General features: G+C 60.1%; 15 protein-coding genes. 1 reads left to right on the top strand and 14 read right to left on the bottom strand.

The features are described from left to right. Nucleotides 1-396: 396 nt before the first annotated feature. The 3 genes from KGB18_RS24650 to KGB18_RS24640 form a co-directional block, all read right to left on the bottom strand. Nucleotides 397-1512, bottom strand: a complete 1116-nt coding sequence (locus KGB18_RS24650) for a Gfo/Idh/MocA family protein (protein WP_223570637.1) — start codon at nt 1510-1512, stop codon at nt 397-399. Between the two features lie 282 nt (nt 1513-1794). Next, nucleotides 1795-2562, bottom strand: coding sequence for an SDR family oxidoreductase (locus tag KGB18_RS24645; protein WP_201060268.1), 768 nt, complete (start codon nt 2560-2562; stop codon nt 1795-1797). Between the two features lie 38 nt (nt 2563-2600). Beyond that, nucleotides 2601-3668 carry a phosphotransferase family protein gene (locus tag KGB18_RS24640; protein WP_123720455.1) on the bottom strand — a complete coding sequence of 356 codons (1068 nt, stop codon included), beginning with the start codon at nt 3666-3668 and terminating at the stop codon, nt 2601-2603. 190 nt (nt 3669-3858) lie between these two features. Between KGB18_RS24640 and KGB18_RS24635 the strand changes: the two genes are divergently transcribed. Then, nucleotides 3859-4254, top strand: a complete 396-nt coding sequence (locus KGB18_RS24635) for a DUF4280 domain-containing protein (RefSeq protein ID WP_007899527.1) — start codon at nt 3859-3861, stop codon at nt 4252-4254. A 245-nt stretch (nt 4255-4499) separates the two neighbouring features. Here the strand turns inward: KGB18_RS24635 and KGB18_RS24630 are convergent, their stop codons facing one another. From KGB18_RS24630 to tssC, 11 genes are all read right to left on the bottom strand, one after another. Further along, nucleotides 4500-5042: a toxin-antitoxin system YwqK family antitoxin gene (locus tag KGB18_RS24630; RefSeq protein WP_123720456.1), complete on the bottom strand. Its 543-nt coding sequence runs from the start codon at nt 5040-5042 to the stop codon at nt 4500-4502. A gap of 12 nt (nt 5043-5054) precedes the next feature. Beyond that, on the bottom strand, nt 5055-7064 hold the full coding sequence (gene tssI, locus KGB18_RS24625) for a type VI secretion system tip protein VgrG (protein WP_223570636.1): 2010 nt from the start codon (nt 7062-7064) through the stop codon (nt 5055-5057). A gap of 14 nt (nt 7065-7078) precedes the next feature. Then, nucleotides 7079-7747: an endonuclease/exonuclease/phosphatase family protein gene (locus KGB18_RS24620; protein WP_008067887.1), complete on the bottom strand. Its 669-nt coding sequence runs from the start codon at nt 7745-7747 to the stop codon at nt 7079-7081. Between the two features lie 18 nt (nt 7748-7765). Further along, complete coding sequence (locus KGB18_RS24615) at nt 7766-8476, bottom strand: hypothetical protein (RefSeq protein ID WP_223570635.1); 711 nt, start codon at nt 8474-8476, stop codon at nt 7766-7768. Nucleotides 8477-8650: 174 nt separating this feature from the next. Further along, nucleotides 8651-8908, bottom strand: a complete 258-nt coding sequence (locus KGB18_RS24610) for a hypothetical protein (protein ID WP_223570634.1) — start codon at nt 8906-8908, stop codon at nt 8651-8653. Nucleotides 8909-8923: 15 nt separating this feature from the next. Next, a complete protein-coding gene (gene tssH / locus KGB18_RS24605; protein WP_123720460.1) occupies nt 8924-11467 on the bottom strand; it encodes a type VI secretion system ATPase TssH in 2544 nt (847 codons plus the stop codon). A 2-nt stretch (nt 11468-11469) separates the two neighbouring features. Next, nucleotides 11470-12495 carry a type VI secretion system baseplate subunit TssG gene (gene tssG / locus KGB18_RS24600; protein ID WP_123720461.1) on the bottom strand — a complete coding sequence of 342 codons (1026 nt, stop codon included), beginning with the start codon at nt 12493-12495 and terminating at the stop codon, nt 11470-11472. After that, nucleotides 12459-14252, bottom strand: coding sequence for a type VI secretion system baseplate subunit TssF (gene tssF / locus KGB18_RS24595; RefSeq protein ID WP_223570633.1), 1794 nt, complete (start codon nt 14250-14252; stop codon nt 12459-12461). Before tssF ends, tssG begins: the two co-directional genes overlap by 37 nt. Further along, nucleotides 14236-14679, bottom strand: coding sequence for a type VI secretion system baseplate subunit TssE (tssE, locus tag KGB18_RS24590; RefSeq protein ID WP_223570632.1), 444 nt, complete (start codon nt 14677-14679; stop codon nt 14236-14238). The genes tssF and tssE overlap by 17 nt, the downstream gene beginning before the upstream one ends. A gap of 15 nt (nt 14680-14694) precedes the next feature. Further along, nucleotides 14695-15192: an Hcp family type VI secretion system effector gene (locus KGB18_RS24585; RefSeq protein WP_007906301.1), complete on the bottom strand. Its 498-nt coding sequence runs from the start codon at nt 15190-15192 to the stop codon at nt 14695-14697. A gap of 73 nt (nt 15193-15265) precedes the next feature. Beyond that, nucleotides 15266-16753, bottom strand: a complete 1488-nt coding sequence (gene tssC, locus KGB18_RS24580; RefSeq protein ID WP_008067879.1) for a type VI secretion system contractile sheath large subunit — start codon at nt 16751-16753, stop codon at nt 15266-15268. Nucleotides 16754-16759 lie beyond the last annotated feature (6 nt).

Below are 16759 nucleotides of genomic sequence, written 5' to 3'. Positions count from 1 at the left end.
GGGTGGCTGGGCTATAAGGAATGCGAGGTATTTCTTTTCTGTGACGGGGCCGCGGGTGTGCGGTGTGTTTTTTTTGTCGCGGAAAATGTCGATTACTTACCGCGGGTCAGCCTATGAACAGTTTTGGGATACGTATTTTTTCGCCACTGTCGCTCGTACTCTGCGCGGCGATTCTGGGTGGTTGCGCCAGTCCGCCGCCTCCGCCACCCGCTGCGCCGCCACCGCCACCGGTTCGTACCTGTCAGACTTCCGAAAACACCGATGTGCAGGGTGATGTGAGGGCTGAAGGGCAGGTGACCCGGACCACCACCTTGACCCGTTGCGTCACTCAGTAAGCAATGGCGTGTACCGCCAGTTGCCTTCTGCGCGACTGGCGGGTGTGGCCTGAGTGGCGGGTCAGACTTCCTCGATCCTGACCCATCGCGACTCTTGTGCCGCCAAACGGATCGCCGTCGCCAGGCGCTCGACTTCCCATGCCTGCTCGAAATCCGTCCCGTCCTGACCGAGGCCGGCCAGCGCCAACACCAACTCGTGCACTTCAAGGGTCTTGAGTTCGTTGTAACCCAACTGATGCCCCGGTGCCGGGCTGAAAGCGGCATAACCCGGTAAATCCGGTCCGGCCAACAGCCGTTGGAAACCGCCTTGCCCTGCGCGATACATCCGCAGTTCATTCAAGCGTTCCTGATCGAACGCCAGGGTGCCTAGGGTGCCGCTGATTTCAAAACTCAGGTGATTCTTGTAACCGTGTTTGAGCCAGCTGCTGCTGAACGTCCCGCGCGCGCCGTTGGCGAACCGCAGCAACGCGTGGACCTGATCGTCGACCGCGACCTCGCGCCGTTCCTGACTACCTAACGTTACGGGGCGTTGCGCATGTACGGTCTGGGTGTCCGCGCACACCGCCTCGATATCGCCCAGCAGATGACGAGCCATGGCCAGTAAATGACTGCCCAGGTCCGCCAAGGCACCACCAGCGTAATCTGCGTCGCAGCGCCAGGACCAAGGTGAAACGGGGTCGGCCATGAAGTCTTCGCTGAATTCGCCCTGGAAACCGATGATCTGTCCCAACGCTCCGCTTTGAATCAGATCGTGTGCCAGGCCGATGATCGGGTTGTGTTGATAGTTGTAACCGACCCGCGTCACCACGCCCGCAGCTTTTGCAGCCAGGCGCATGGCACTGGCCTGTTCGAGGTTAACGGCCAGCGGCTTCTCGCAGTACACCGGTTTGCCGGCGGCGAGGGCGGCCATGGCCATGGGGTAGTGCAGATGATTAGGGGTAGTGATGGCGATCAGGTTGACCTTGGGGTCATTGATCAGCTGTTGCCAGTCGCTGTGAGCCGAATCGAAGCCCCAGGCGTCGGCGCAATGTCGGGCACGCTGCGGATCGGCGTCGGCGAGGGCGGCGAGCTTGAGCTTCAGCGGCAATTCAAAAACGGCGCTGACGTTGCGAAAGGCCAAGGCGTGGGCGCGGCCCATGAAACCTGTGCCGATGAGTCCGATACCGAGTTCGCGCATAGCCGGGGTCCTTTGGATTTTTATTTTCAGGAGGGCTATTTATGGAATAAATATTCCCATTATTCAAGCTATGGAATAAATATTCTCGCGCTGAATCTGATAGAAGCGTCGATCCCCCTGTAGGAGCTGCCGAAGGCTGCGATCTTTTGATCTTGATTTAGCTTTTAAAAACAAGATCAAAAGATCGCAGCCTTCGGCAGCTCCTACAGGGGAATGGTGTGCACACTTGGGTAACAAAAAAGGCAGCCTTCGGGCTGCCTTCGGTCTATTCGCAGAACCAAATCAGGACAGAAACCCACCATCCACATTCAACGAAACCCCAGTCGTGTAGCTCGACGCATCACTCGCCAGATACAACACCGCACCGGCCATTTCACTCGGGTCCGCCACACGCTTGAGCGGAATCTGCTGCAGCGCCGTTTGCAATATGGCGTCGTTCTTGACCAGCGCCGAAGCAAACTTGGTGTCGGTCAGACCCGGCAGCAGGGCGTTGCAGCGGATGCCGAATTGCGCGCATTCCTTGGCGAAGACTTTGGTCATGTTGATCACCGCTGCCTTGGTCACCGAGTAGATGCCCTGGAAGATCCCCGGCGAGATGCCATTGATCGAGGCGACGTTGATGATGCTGCCGCCGCCGTGTTCGCGCATCAGCTTGCCGGCTTCCACCGACATGAAGAAGTAGCCGCGAATGTTCACGTCGACGGTTTTCTGGAAGGCGCTGAGGTCGGTGTCCAGTACGTTGCAGAACTGTGGGTTGGTCGCCGCGTTGTTGACCAGAATGTCCAGGCGCCCGAACTGTTCGCGGATGCCGGCGAAGACTTGGGTGATCTGCTCCATTTCGCCGATGTGGCAGGCGACGGCGGTAGCCTTGCCGCCGGCGGCGATGATTGCATCGGCGACGTGCTGGCAGCCATCGAGCTTGCGGCTCGAAACGATGACGTGGGCACCTTGCTGCGCCAGCAGTTTGGCGATGGCTTCACCGATGCCGCGGCTGGCGCCGGAGACGAAAGCGATCTTGCCGTCGAGGTCGAACAACTGAGTCTTGGACATGATTTTTCCTTGTTTTTGGGCCCGATCAGCGGCCGTGATCAGAGGCTGGATTTCGAGATGACTTGCAGGCTCATCTGCTCCAGCAGTTTGTTCATGTGAATGAACTGCGCGAAGCGTTTGTCCTGGGTCTGACCATGGAAGAAGCGGTAGTAGATCTGCTGCACGATTCCGGCCAGACGGAATAGGCCGTAGGTGTAGTAGAAGTCGAAATTGTCGATCTGGATGCCGGCGCGCTCGGCGTAGTAATCGACGAACTCACGGCGGGTCAGCATGCCGGGAGCGTGGCTTGGCTGGCGGCGCATCAATTGCACCGGCGCCGGGTCGTCGGCCTCGATCCAATAGGCGAGGGTGTTGCCCAGGTCCATCAGCGGGTCGCCGAGGGTGGTCAGTTCCCAGTCCAGCACGCCGATGATCTGCATCGGGTTCTCGGGGTCGAGGATCACGTTGTCGAAGCGGTAATCGTTATGGACGATGCTCGACGTCGGGTGATCGGCCGGCATCTTGTCGTTGAGCCAGGCCTTCACCGCTTCCCACTTCGGCGCATCCGGGGTCAGGGCTTTTTCGTAGCGGTCGCTCCAGCCTTTGATTTGTCGCGCGACATAACCCTCGGGTTTGCCGAGGTCGCCCAGGCCATAGGCCTTGTAGTCGACCTGGTGCAGTTCCACGAACTTGTCGATGAAGCTTTTACACAGGGCTTCGGTCTTCGCTGAATCAAGGCCCAGCTCCGGCGGCAGTTCGGAGCGCAGGATGATCCCCTTGACCCGTTCCATCACATAAAACTCGGCGCCGATTACTGACTCGTCGGTGCAGTGCACGTAGGCTTTGGGGCAATAGGGAAAGCCATCCCGCAGCTGATTGAGAATGCGGAATTCGCGGCCCATGTCGTGGGCGGACTTGGCCTTGTGACCGAACGGTGGTCGCCGCAGGACGAATTCCTGTTCGGGGTATTCCAGCAGGTAAGTCAGGTTCGACGCACCGCCCGGAAACTGGCTGATTTTCGGCAAGCCGCTCAGGCCCGGAATGTGCGCCTTAAGGTATGGATCGATCAGGCTGGCATCGAGTTCTTCGCCGGAGCGGATACGGGTGGACTGGTCAGTAAGCGCCATGCTTATCCCTTCTGCTTATTTTGGAGGCCAGACATCATTGGCTAATCTAATGGTGCGCCGGGGTGGCCACAAGCGCGGCACGGTCTTATAGGTTAGCGTGTTGCTGGATAATCAGCGTTCCTGATGTGCGCGAACAGGCTCGGCGGACTATGGTTTCAGGGGAGCGCCGCTTCCAGGAAGGAGATTCGACATGGGCTGTCCGCAAGTTTGCGCCACCGCGACCCTGCAATGCAGTTTCGGTGCGGCGCCGGCGGTACTCAACGTGCTGCCGGTGAACCGCACGCTGACCGGGGGCATGCCGGCGGCGAACATCATGGACCACATTCCGCTGGTGAACGTCATGCCGTTCGGCACGTGCATGAGCATGGCCAACCCAATGGTCGCGGCCGCCACCGCAGCCGCGCTTGGCGTACTGACGCCCATGCCGTGCATCCCGGCCACCGCCACCCCCTGGATCCCCGGCGGCGCGCCGACCCTGTTGCTGGGCGGCATGCCGGCCATCGATGCCAACAGCACCCTGATGTGTAACTGGGCCGGAGTCATCAAGATTGTGATGCCGGGACAAATGCAGATGCTGATTCCCTGAATGCACACGATCAAACTGTGGGAGCGGGCTTGCTCGCGAAGGCGGCGTGTCAGGCGACATCGATGTCGAATGTGAGGGCCTCATCGCGGGCAAGCCCGCTCCCACAGGGGATTTTGGTTGAACACAGTATTGGTGTACTACGGCTCCCACAGGGGATCTTCTGTGAATGCAGTATTTGTGAACAACAGTGATCACTGTGGGAGCGGGCTTGCCCGCGATGGGGGTGTCTCAGCCAATACAAAGCTTCAGGCTTGCGCAGGATCACTCCAGCGCCTGAACCACCAGCGCACCCTCGAAATCGGCTTACCCTCTGCATCCAGCGGTCGCCCATCGCTGGCAAAACCCTGTTCCGGTTCGAGCAATTGACCATTGAGATATCGAGCCTCGACGGCAGCTTTACCGTTGGGGTGAAAGCGCTGATAGCGCCCGTCGCGCACGCCATCGCGGTAGAACTCGGCCTCCGCCAGTTGCCCGTCGGGAAAGTAATTGAACGCCTCGCCATGCAGCAGCCCTCGGCGGTAAGTCGCCTTGCGCTGTAGCCAGCCTTGCGGCGCATAGAAACTGGCGATCCCTTGCAGCTTGTCATGAACAAACGGCAGCTGCGCCGAGACCTTGCCATTGGGGTGGTAGAGCAGGGTAGTGCCTTGCAGCTCGCCCTGGCTGTAGTGCAAATCAGCCTGCGCGCGCCCGTCATCCTTGATGTGCAGCGCACCGTCGAGCTGGCCATCGAGCAAGCGACCTTTGAGCTGTTTATCGTTCTGCTGCAAGTCCAGCGGCGTGATGGCCATGGGTTCTCCTTGTCAGTTGACCTGCACCAGACCACCCTTGATGGTCAGCATGCCACCGCCATCCACGGTCTGCGAAGCGGCAGCCTTGTTGGTCAGGCTGATCCCGGCATCGTTGGTCATTGTCGTGCCGGCCTTGTTCTCCAACGAGGTACCAGCCTGATTGCTCAGGGACGTACCAGCCTTTTGGCTGATCGAGGTGCTGGCCTCGGCCGCCAGATCCGCGCCACTCTTGATCGTGAAACTGCCGCCACTTTGCAGGGTCAGGGTACCGGTCACCTTGATGGTCAGATTGCCGTCCACCGTCAGGCTGTAATCCCCCGTGACCTTGTGCGTGTAGTTGCCACCGGTGCTGTGGGTCTGGTCCGCACCCACGGTCACCGTGCGACTGTCCTTCACATCGAGATTGTCACTGCCAGTCTGGATGGTCACGCTACGTTTGCCTTTCTCCAGGGTCACGGTCTCGTCGCCTTCCTTCACCGTGCGCGTACGGGTGTTCTGTACGGTCAGGGTTTCGTCGTGGCCGACGGTGGCGGTGGTGTCGTTGAGCACGTTGATCTTCAGATCTTTCTGCGCCTGGAGAAACACCTCTTCGGCGTCCTTCTTGTCCTCGAATCGCAGCTCGTTGAAACCGCCGCCGCCCTTGGACGATTGGGTCTTGATCCCGGACTGGGTCTGATTCGCTGGCAGCGCATAGGGCAGGGCGTTGTCACCGTTGTAGACGCAACCCGTCACCAGCGGTCGATCGGGATCGCCATCGATAAACGTCACGATCACTTCCTGGCCGATGCGCGGTACGAACTGCATGCCGAAACCCTTACCGCTCCAGGGCAATACCACCCGCACCCAGCAGGAGCTGGCTTCGTCGTTCTTGCCATCGCGATCCCACGGGAACTGCAACTTGATCCGGCCGTATTCGTCGGTCCAGATTTCTTCGCCCGACTTGCCGACGACGATGGCGGTCTGGGTGTGCATTCGCGGCTTCGGTGTGGTTCTCGCCGGGCGAAAAGGTGTGGCCTTGGGGATGGCTTCGAAGCGATTGCGATAACTGTCATGGCTGGCTTCGTGAGTCACCGCCGTCACTACCCAATCGATATTCAACGTCGAATCATCGTGCCCTGTGAGAGTGAACCAGTGCCCCGGCACCAGCCAGCGGCAGTCGCTTTCACCGACAAAACGCTTCTCCTGACTGCGCAAGCCATCGACGCGCTGCTTAGTCAATGCATCGCCGCGGGCTTTGGCGTTGTAGCTGCCCGGGTGCTCGTACATCGACCGCGGCCCGGCGACTGCTTCGGCCTGGCTGTAGAGCGAGGTGGTCGGGGTGGTGAACTCGTAATCCGTCGCCTGATACACCCCGGCCACCGCCTGCACGCAGACTTGCCCGGAGCGAATGCCGTGCAGTTCGCGTTCGCCCAATTGCTGGCCGAGATAGCTGACCTTCGGCCCATTGGGGATCGGCACAAACGCATCGTTGCTGTCACCCAGCACCAGCGTGTGTTTGCCGTCCTCGTGGGTGAAAAACCAGAAAATGCCTTCTTCTTCCAACAACCGCGAAACGAATGCGAAATCGGTTTCGCCGTACTGCACGCAGTATTCGCGTGGGGTGTAAGTGCCGCTGAGCTTCAGCAGGAAATCGGTAAAACCGTGGGCCTTGAAAATCGTGGTGACGATGTCTGAAGTGCTGAGGTTCTGGAACACGCGGTTGTTGCTGGCCAGAGTCAGCCACCAGAGCCATGGCTTTAGAACAAGCTGATAGCGCTCGGCAGTGGCGTCGGCGGGGAGTTGGCGGATTTCGGCGACCAGGGCGTCCATTGGACGGGTCAGGGCGTCGTTGTGCAGGGTGGTGGTGAGGTGGGTGGCGACGGCCGTGGTCAGGGTGAGAGTGGCGCCGTCGTTGAGACCGTTGAGGGTTTGCGAGCTCAGTGCATTGAGCGCTTCTTCACCGGAGAGCGACTCAGGGTAAAGCGCCGACAGAGACGAGGCGGTGAGGGAGAGGCTGGTGTTGCTGTCGGTCGTGCGGGGCATCAAGCGACCTCTTTTCAGGTTCTGACATCAAAAAGAATGGGGCGATGATCGGGGCCGCTCATATCAAACACGGTGTCCAGGTGGGTGATGTCAACCGGGACGACTTGCACATCAACCGAAGCCAGCACCCAGTCCAGGATTCCGCCCTTGCTTTGGGTCTGTCGACCTCCCCAGCATTCGTATGCGAGCCCTGCTGTATCGAGTTGCCCGACATTTTGATATTCCATATTCAGGTCGCCCGTGGCGACCCAGTTCCCACCCAGGGCGGTACAGGATTTGAGTTGGCTTTTGGTCAGCCCGGTCTGGCCTGATTTGAAATGCGCCAGAAATACATAACCGGTGTAGCCGTTCACACCGGCAGCTTCGACGGCAATCAGATCCCGATTCAAACCATGCAGGCTGCCCTGACTGCACACTTGCAAGGCTTCAAAACTTTTGACCATGACGATGTAGCCGTTTGAGTAGCCACCGGTGAAGGGGCAGACGCGGTAATGGGGATAGACGCTGGCCAAGTATGATGCGTAGTTGTCTGTCTGGGCTGAATGTATTTCGCATAGAAAAACAATATCCGCGTTCCAGTCATCGCTTGAACAGCACTTGCTGATAAAAAACTCGACCTGCGTTTGTTTATCCAGAGTGGAAGATTTGCCATTTTTTTCGATGTTGAAACTGGCGATTCTCATCTTTCGGTGCTCCCGCCGTTACATGATGACGCAGGCGCTTTTTTTTTCGACCGGTTTCTCCCCCTGGAAGTGGAAGTACTTCCAATGGCATTTGAATTGGTCTCGATTGTGAAAAAGAAGCCTGGCCACACTGCACTCCTTGGCGCGTATGTCGTACGTCATGAATGGCGCACACAAAATCTTTGCGAACTCTTCCGCGTTGGTAGAGGCACTGAGGTTAATCTTCAGATTATCTATTTTTTTGATGAAGTTATTGATGTCATTTCCGACACAGCGGGCGGGTGAATATCCCAGCATGGGGGAGCAGATGCCAATGCTGGTTCCGGTCAACCATTGGCGCAGATTGAAAATACTAACCCAACCTTGGTAGAGGATCATTTCGTTTCCGACCTTTTGGAAGGTCAGACCGTGCTCCCAGGCTTGCATCGGGCCGTCGGTGTTGATGTCTTGTCCAAAATTCAATACGACGGTGTACAAGCCGTCTGCCGAGCTTTCATTGATGGCGGAGCAGTATTTAGTGTTGGTTCTGTACTCAACGCCACATAGCCGTTTGACGACCCCTTGCATGACGGCGGTGCAAATGTCGTTGGCCAGCAAAGTCTCATCATCCAGAACGGCATTTATTTTCTGGAAGGTGGCGTCACTGTAGGCGCGACTCAACAACGTTTCGAACTCTACTGCTTTGTCTGGATTTTCTGCGGGGCTTGAGTTGGAACTGGCACCGAGCATGTGGGGTTACTCCTGCTTGTTCAACATCAGATGTGAAAAGGTCTGCTGTCATTAGTCGGTTTAAAAGTGGAATTTTGAACGCCGTTTCAATAAATGCAGAAGGAGTGGCATCTGGAGCATCGTACCCAAGGCATGTTCGAATCCTTTTGTGTTGTTGATGTGCTCTGTGAGTTTTTAGTTTATGTAAAAGTGGTTTTTTGGTGCGCTGTCAGAGTTTATGCGATAGCCACAGTAAGTCACTTCGGCGAGGTAGGTCTCAAGTCCGCCTGATGCTGTTTGCCGATAGCGGCTTTCAAAGCCGGTGTGCCAACCGTTTGTTATATAGACGGTCAGTATTTCGGGAGACCAGGTCAGCCCAGCAAAATAATGGCTGATCTGGGTGTAGTCGGTTTGTGTTCCTATGTACCCGGAACTTAGCATAAAGGCTGGCATTCTCTTTTCCTCCAGTTATTCCAACACCCACTCCGCTAGTTTCCCAGTTACCTGGGTCATCAATACGTTTTCAACATCCCTCGCACCCGCCGCACTGCACTTGGCCAACACCGCCTGCACAATCCCGGCATCAAATTCAAACTGCTTCCCGGTCGCGGCCTTATACCGCCCGCGCAATTTCTCCAGCTTCGCCAACACAATCCCTTCCAGCGTCACCTCATCCAGCGGCCGATACGCCACCACTGTCATGCGCGCCAAAAACGCCGGTCGAAAGGCTTTCAGCAGCACTTTATGCAGCGCTTCATTGAACGCATCAGTGCCCAGTTGCGCGGTCGGTGTGTCGAGCAGCAATTCAGCCCCAACATTGCTGGTGGCCAACATCACAGTGTTTTTGAAATCCACCACCAACCCGGTGCCGTCTTCCATGACGCCTTTGTCGAAGACGTTGTAAAAGGCTTCGAGCACATCCGGGTGGGCCTTTTCGATTTCGTCCAGCAGCACTACTGAATAAGGTTTGCGTCGCACCGCTTCGGTCAGCACACCACCGCTGCCATAACCGACATAGCCTGGCGGGGCGCCTTTGAGTTGGCTGACGGTGTGGGCTTCTTGGTATTCGGAAAGATTGATGCTGATCAGGTTGCGTTCGCCACCGTAGAGCGCGTCGGCCAACGCATAAGCGGTTTCGGTTTTGCCCACGCCCGTGGGGCCGACCAGCAGGAATACGCCGACCGGTTTCTGTGGGTCGGTGAGGCCGGCGCGGTAGGCTTGCAGGCGTTGGGCGATGGTGTTCAGCGCGGTGCTTTGGCCCATGACCCGCTGGCCCATGCGCTGGCCGAGGGTGCGCACGGCGTGGGCTTCGTCGGCGAGCATTTTGCCCACCGGAATGCCGGTCCAGCCGGCGATCACGGCGGCCACGGTTTTTGCGTCGACCTGTTCCGGCACCAACGGATCGTCTTGGCGTATGGCGTCCAGACCGGCCTCGAGTCGTACCAGTTCGGCGGCCAGATGATCGATGCGGCTGTCGGTGGCTTCGTCCGGTTTGTCGTTGTCGGCGCGCTCGCTCAAGGTGAGTAACTCGCGGCGGGTTTCCAGCAGTTCGCACACGGCAATCCGTTCTTCGTTCCAGCGGATTTCCAGTTCGCGAATGGCTTGCACGTTACCGACGGATTCGGTTTCCAGCAGGGTGATGCGTTCACGATGATCGAGCCCGGTGGCCTGTTCGCGACGCAGGCGTTCGACTTCGTCTTTGAGGCTTTGCTGGCGATGGCGCAGGCTTTCCAGCGGTGGCGGCACGTCGTGTTGGCCGAGGGCGACCCGGGCACAAGCGGTGTCGAGCACGCTGATGGCTTTGTCCGGCAACTGGCGCCCGGAGATGTAGCGGTGGGACAGTTTCACCGCTTCGTGGATCGCCGCGTCCAGCACCTGCACGCCGTGATGCTGTTCCAGTTTCGCGGCCACGCCACGGAGCATTTCCACGGCAGTGGTTTCGTCCGGTTCCTCGACTTGCACCAACTGAAAACGGCGGGCGAGGGCCGGGTCTTTCTCGAAGTATTTTTTGTACTCAAGCCAGGTCGTTGCGGCGAGGGTGCGCAACTCGCCACGGGCCAGCGCCGGTTTGAGCAGGTTGGCCGCGTCGCTGCCGCCTTCCGCGCCGCCAGCGCCAATCAGCGTGTGGGCTTCGTCGATGAATAGAATGATCGGTTTGTCGGCGCTGCGTACCGCATCAATCACGCCTTTGAGCCGCTGTTCGAACTCGCCTTTGACCCCGGCGCCGGCCTGCAACAGACCGAGGTCGAGTACCCGCAGGCTGACTTCCTGCAGCGACGGCGGTACATCGCCGGCGGCAATGCGCAGGGCCAGGCCTTCGACCACTGCTGTCTTGCCCACGCCAGGCGCGCCGACCAGGATCGGGTTGTTCTGTCGACGTCTGAGCAGGATGTCGATGCACTGGCGAATCTCGCCGTCTCGGCCGACGATGGGGTCGATGCGCCCGGCATGGGCGTCGGCGGTCAGGTCTTGGGTGAACTGATCGAGCACCGAATCCTGTTTCGGCTGCGGCTTGTCGGCATTGACAGGCCGCGTGCCGCCGACGTGTTCGCGAGAGTTTTCGGTCCACTCCAGCAGGTTGCTGCGCAATGCTTCCCGCGGAATTTTCAACAGCGACGAGGCGCTATTGAGCAGCAGGCTGCGGCGTTCATCGCGGTCGAGCAAGGCCAGCAGCAGCAAGCCGGAACGGATGCTGTCGAGACCGAGCACACTGGCCTGAACCACCGCGTCTTCGAGCAGGCCGATGGTTTGCGCCGAGAGTGCCGGGGTGCGGGTGCTGCCGGATTTGAACAGTTCCAGGGCCTTGTTGATTTCCGCCGTCAGGGCATCGCGCTCCAGGCCAAAACGCGGCAGCAAGTAAGCGAAGTCACCGCCTTCGATGTCCAGCAGCTCAAGCAGCAGGTGTTCGATTTCGACGTAATGATGACCCCGTTGCAGGCAGCGTTGCGCGGCCCGTTCGAGGGCGCGGCGGTTGTCCGGGTTGAGGCGTCCGATCAGGCTGGCCAGTTCCATGTTCAGGTGATCTCCAGCTGACGAAGGCGGGTTTCGATCTGTTGCACGGAGAGGCTGGTCTGGCGTTGCAGGCCGCCGTTCCAGCTGAGCAAGGGCGGGGCCTGGCGACCGAGTTTCATCGGGCTGGCACCGCGCACCAACAGCACCAGTGTGCAATCCAGATCGGGGCCGAAATACAAAGCGCTGAGGCTGGCCAGTGCCGGATGGGATTCGCCGTCCGGCAGAAATCGCGCCGCCTGCGCCGAGGTCAGCGGGCCGAGGGTCAGGCGGATGCCGGCGTGTTCATCCCAGACCCGGGTGCCGGCCACGGCGCTGCGGCCCAATTGCAGATTGCGCCCACCTGGTTGCAGGCGGCTGCGACTGGCGGGTGGGATTTCCCGCCAGGCACCTTCATAGGCGCTGAGTGCGACCGGCAGTTCGAAGTGCTCGCGCACGATCGCGGCGAAGCCGGCGAGGGAGCGACGCCCGTCGGCAAACAGCGCGCTGCACGCCAGTACGGCGGAATCGGGAACGGCCTGACGTTCCTGCAAGGCTTTGGGCAACAACCCGGTCAGCGCCCGCAGTTGCGCCTGCACCGGGGACGCGCCGGGGGCCGTGAAGCCGACGGCAATCCGGTGTTTGCGCATCACCTTGTACAGCAGGCTGAGCAAGCGATGCTGGAACAGATCGAGGAACTCGGCCGGTGCATGATCCTTGGCGCGGGCCCGCTGCTGCAGCCATTCCTGATAGGCGTAGGGCAGGGGGCCGTCGGGCCCGCCGAGGCCAAACACCGGGGTACTGAGCGTCGGTTGCCGGCCCGCTTCCTGGGTCAGGCTTTCGATCTCGCTGGCGGAAAAAAGCGGCGTTAACGGCCCGCGCAGGCGCAGGGCTTCCGCTTGAGGCGCGGTGCCGCTGCCCAGGGATTCGGCTTGCGGGTGTTCACGTTCCAGCAGCAGTAACGCCTGCAATAACTCGAACGCCTGTGGATCACGCCGCAGCTTCTGACTCAGGCTCAGAGGGACAGTGGCATGCCGGCTTGGGGTTGCCATGTCTTGACCTCCTTGTCTGACTGGACCAGGACCGTACGCACAAAGCGATTGGCCGTGGCATAGAGTGAAAAGAACTGCGCCAGCACCGCTGAAAACAACACGGCGCTGCTGCCGACAAAATGCTGCGGATCGAGTTGCAGCTGAACTTCCAGCCCATTGCGCCAGCCACGCCACGCATCTTCGCCGACATGGGCTATCACCCGCTCACAACCGAGGCCGAGCAAGCCTTCAATCTGTCGCAGGGCGCTGGCCTCGTCGCGCAGGTTGTGCAACTGGAGGATTTCCTTGAGGGCATCCAGCGCCTGCGGCCCCTCGACCAGCGACAAATGATTGAGGGTCAGTTGCGACACCAGCCGCCAACGGGATTCGCCATCCAGTCGCGGCAAACTCTGCGGGCTGGGTGGGTTGCGCAGGCGGGCCCAAGCCACTGGCCCCGGTCGTTCGAAACCCAGTGGTGTCCCGGCGGGCAGGCTCTGGGCCAGGTGTCGGTTGGTGCACAGCAGTTCGGCAGTGAGGCTGTATTCGGTGGCCTCGGACAATGGGTCGAGCCGGGTGTCCACCAGGCTCACCATCAGGTCGGTGCCCAGACGATTCGGGGTCATGCCGCTGACCCGTCGCGCGTGCCAGTAGCATTGCTTTTCACCGCCGATATGCTGGCTGCCGTAATAGGCGGGAACGCGCAGCACACCCTGACTGGAACTGGCGCGCATCGCCCGGATGCTGTGGATCTCGACGCTGTTTTCCCGGTGGCTGTCGGCGACCAGGCGGTACTCGCTGCGGGTGCCGTCCGGGCGCAAGGGCTCCGAGGTTCGCGGAAACAGATTGATCACCGGCGCACAGCCCAAGGCAAAGTCGCTGGCTTGAAGGTGTAGACGGTTGGCCGGGGCGCGGTCGAAGACGATGTACAGGTACAGCGTCTGGCTGTCGGTGGTGGCACCGGCCAACGGAATATCGAAGAAATTGAATTTGTCCGGGAAGGCAAAGTATTCGGCAAGCAGGCGCATGCCCGGATGCACGCCGTCCTCGTCCGGCAACAGCACTTCGTCGCTGGCGAAGCCGACAATGTCTGGCAGCCCCGCCAGCACTTTCGGCACGCTGCCGACGGGGCCGGCCAGCACCTTCACGGCGTGGGCGCCGAGCAGGTCATACAGGCAGGCGTTGATCACCGGGGTGGCGGCCAGGTGCACGCGCAACTGTTTGATCGCCAACTCCGGCCACAGGCTTTCACCGAGGCAACGCAGGCTCAGGCGCAGGGCCGAGCGCGCTTGCGCAACACCGGTCAGAGCCTGTGCTTCGTCGCTGCCCAGCAGCAGCGCTTCGTTGATTTCCACCGGCCACAATCGAACCGCGGCGCTGGTGCGGAAATGGATGCTTTCGCCTTTGCTGGTGGTGACGAACAGCGGCGTGTCCCTGGGCAACGGGTATCCGCCGGCGAGGTTGCCTTTGCTCGGATCCGGCTCGAACTGCACGATCGCGCAGGACGGCAACGGTCGCATGGCCAACGGGTAAAGCTGTTCGAGCAAGGCGTCGCTGAATTCGGCGTAGTCGTCATCGAGCCGCCGTTGCAGGCGTGCCGCGAGCAAGGCGAAACCTTCGAGCAGTCGTTCGACATGCGGGTCGGGGCATTCACCGGGGGACAATTCCAGGCGTCTGGCGACCTTGGGATAACGCTCGGCGAAAATGCTCCCGGCGTGCCGCAGCCAGGTCAATTCGCGCTGGTAGTAATCGAGCAGTTGCGGGTCAATCGAGTCGCTCATGACGCACCTCAAGGCCATCGCTGACCTTCTCGATGACAAATGCCACGGGCCAGTGCTGCTGGCCGCTGCGCAACTCGCCCAGTAGCCGAATGCTCAGTTGCTGCGGATGGCCGAGGACCGGATTGACCTGAACCTCGCCCAATTGCAGGCGCGGTTCGAAGTGGGTGATGGCCTCACGGACTTCCCGCGCCAATTGACGACGGTCATCGCTGCGCTGCTGTTGCAAGGCGGTCCAGTCAGCGATGCCGTAGTCGAGAATGCTCGGTGGGGAGGTCAGTGGACGTTGGCCGCGTCGGGTGTTGAACAGGCGCAGCAACTCCGTGTGCACCGAGTCGAGCAGCCCCTGGCGATCGAACACCTGCACGGTGTCGACCTCGCTTGCGGCGAGGCGCTCGAACAACGGTGGGAGAATGCCGGTGCCTGCCATGGCCGACGCGTCCGCTTACTTGACGAGCTTGTTGGCGGCCATGTCCCAGGTCGAGGCGGCCGTGCCTTCCTTGGTGCCGTCGTCTTTCTGGGCGGTGAGTTCCCACTTGATCTTGGTGAAGTTCAGCGACAGGGTTTCCACCGGTTTGCCACCCGTACCGCCACTGACGCTGACGTTGGACAGCACGACGTTGGTCAGGGTGTAGATGATGAATGGCATTAGCTGACCGCTGCCTTCGGCGGCGTTTCGGCCAATGGTAATTTTGGCTTCGGGGATCGGTTTGCCGGCGCAGCAATACTCGTTGAGAGAGGGTGTCGAGCTGTCGACGAATTTGGTCAGGGTGAACTCGCCGATGTGTGGCTTGCCGGAAGTCCGCTCCGAGTTGCTGACGTCGTTGGTCACCTGCATTGCCACGTTGTGGCTGTAGGACATGACTTCGATCTTGTCCTTGTAACCCTCGAGCAGGCTATCGCCTTTGATGTCGCCGCCGAGGTCGAGAATGATTGCATCCATCGCATGAAACTCCTGAAAGTAATCGTGCTAGATAAGCAGGGGAATCCCGCCGGGTTGGCCGGCGGGAGGCAGGTCAGGCGGCTACCGGTGGCGGCAGGGTCGCGACCAGGCGGATCGACGCGGTCAGCTCTTCAAGCTGGAAGTGTGGCCGCAGGAACACCGTGGCTTTGTAGGCACCCGGTTTGCCGGCGACCTCGGTCACATCCACCCGGGCTTCACGCAACGGGTACTGCGCCTTGATCTCTTGCGGCGCGTTGTCGTTGATCAGCACGTAATCGGCGATCCAGTTGTTGAGGTAGGTCTGCACGTTGTCGCGGGTCATGAAACTGCCGACCTTGTCGCGCATGATCACCTTCAGGTAGTGCGCGAAACGCGAGGCCGCGAGCACGTACGGCAACATCGCCGAGATCCGCGCGTTGGCGTTTGCCTCATTGGTGTTGTAGAGCTTGGACTTGTTGGTGGTCTGGCCACCGAAGAACACCGCCACGTCGCTGTTTTTCTTGTGGCACAGGGCGATGAAACCGAGGTCGTTGAGTTCCTTCTCACGCCGGTCGGTGATCGCCACTTCGGTCGGGCATTTGAGCGACAGATCACCAGAGGTAGTACGGAAGGTATGGGCCGGCAGACCTTCTACCGCACCACCGCCTTCGGCACCACGAATCGCCGCGCACCAGCCGTACTTGGCGAAGGCTTCGGTGATTCGTTGCGACAAGGCCCACGCGGCATTGCCCCACAGGTATTTGCCGTGGTCGCTGCCGTTGACGTCTTCGACGTAGTTGATGCCTTCCACCGGCGACGTGTCAGGGCCGTAGGGCAGACGCAGCAGGAAGTGCGGCAGCACCAGCGACACGTAGCGCGAATCTTCGCTTTCGCGGAACGAGCGCCACTTGATCAGCTCCTGGCTTTCGAAGACTTTCGACAGATCACGCGGCACGGCCAGTTCGGTGAAGCTGTTCATGTCGAACAGCCGAGGGCTGGCGGCAGCAATGAACGGCGCGTGAGCGGCTGCGGCGACGTTCGAGAGTTTCTCCAGCAGGCCGATGTCCTGCGGGTGCCGGCCGAAGGTGTAGTCACCCACCAGCAGGCTGAACGGATGGCCACCGAAGGTGCCGTATTCCTCTTCGTAGATCTTCTTGAACAGTGCGCTCTGGTCGAACTCGACGGCTTTTTCCAGATCGTTCTGCAGCTCTTTCTGGGTCACGTTGAGCAACCGCAGTTTCAGCCGGGAGCTGGTCTCGGTGTTCTTCACCAACAGGTGCAGGCCACGCCAGGAGGCTTCGAGTTTTTGCAGGTCTGGATGGTGCAACACTTCATTGAGCTGAGCGCTGATCAGCTCGTCGATCTGGCTGATGCGGTCGTTGATCATCGCCACGGTGTCCTTGTCGATGGCCATGCCTTCGTCGAGTACCTGGGTGGCGAATTCCGCGAGCATGTCGCGGGCGTAATCCTGCTGGCTGTCGTCATGGGCCATGCGGCCTTTGGCGATTATTTCATCGAGCAGGGACAAGGTCTGGGCTGTGCTGTCGCTGGCTTGGCTCTGCGCGGCGGATGAGGCGGGCATGGCGAA

This window comes from Pseudomonas sp. BF-R-26, assembly GCF_019947395.1.
GTDB lineage: Bacteria > Pseudomonadota > Gammaproteobacteria > Pseudomonadales > Pseudomonadaceae > Aquipseudomonas > Aquipseudomonas farris.
Note: the sequence above shows the minus strand (reverse complement) of the source record. Positions and strands in the feature narration are given on the sequence as shown.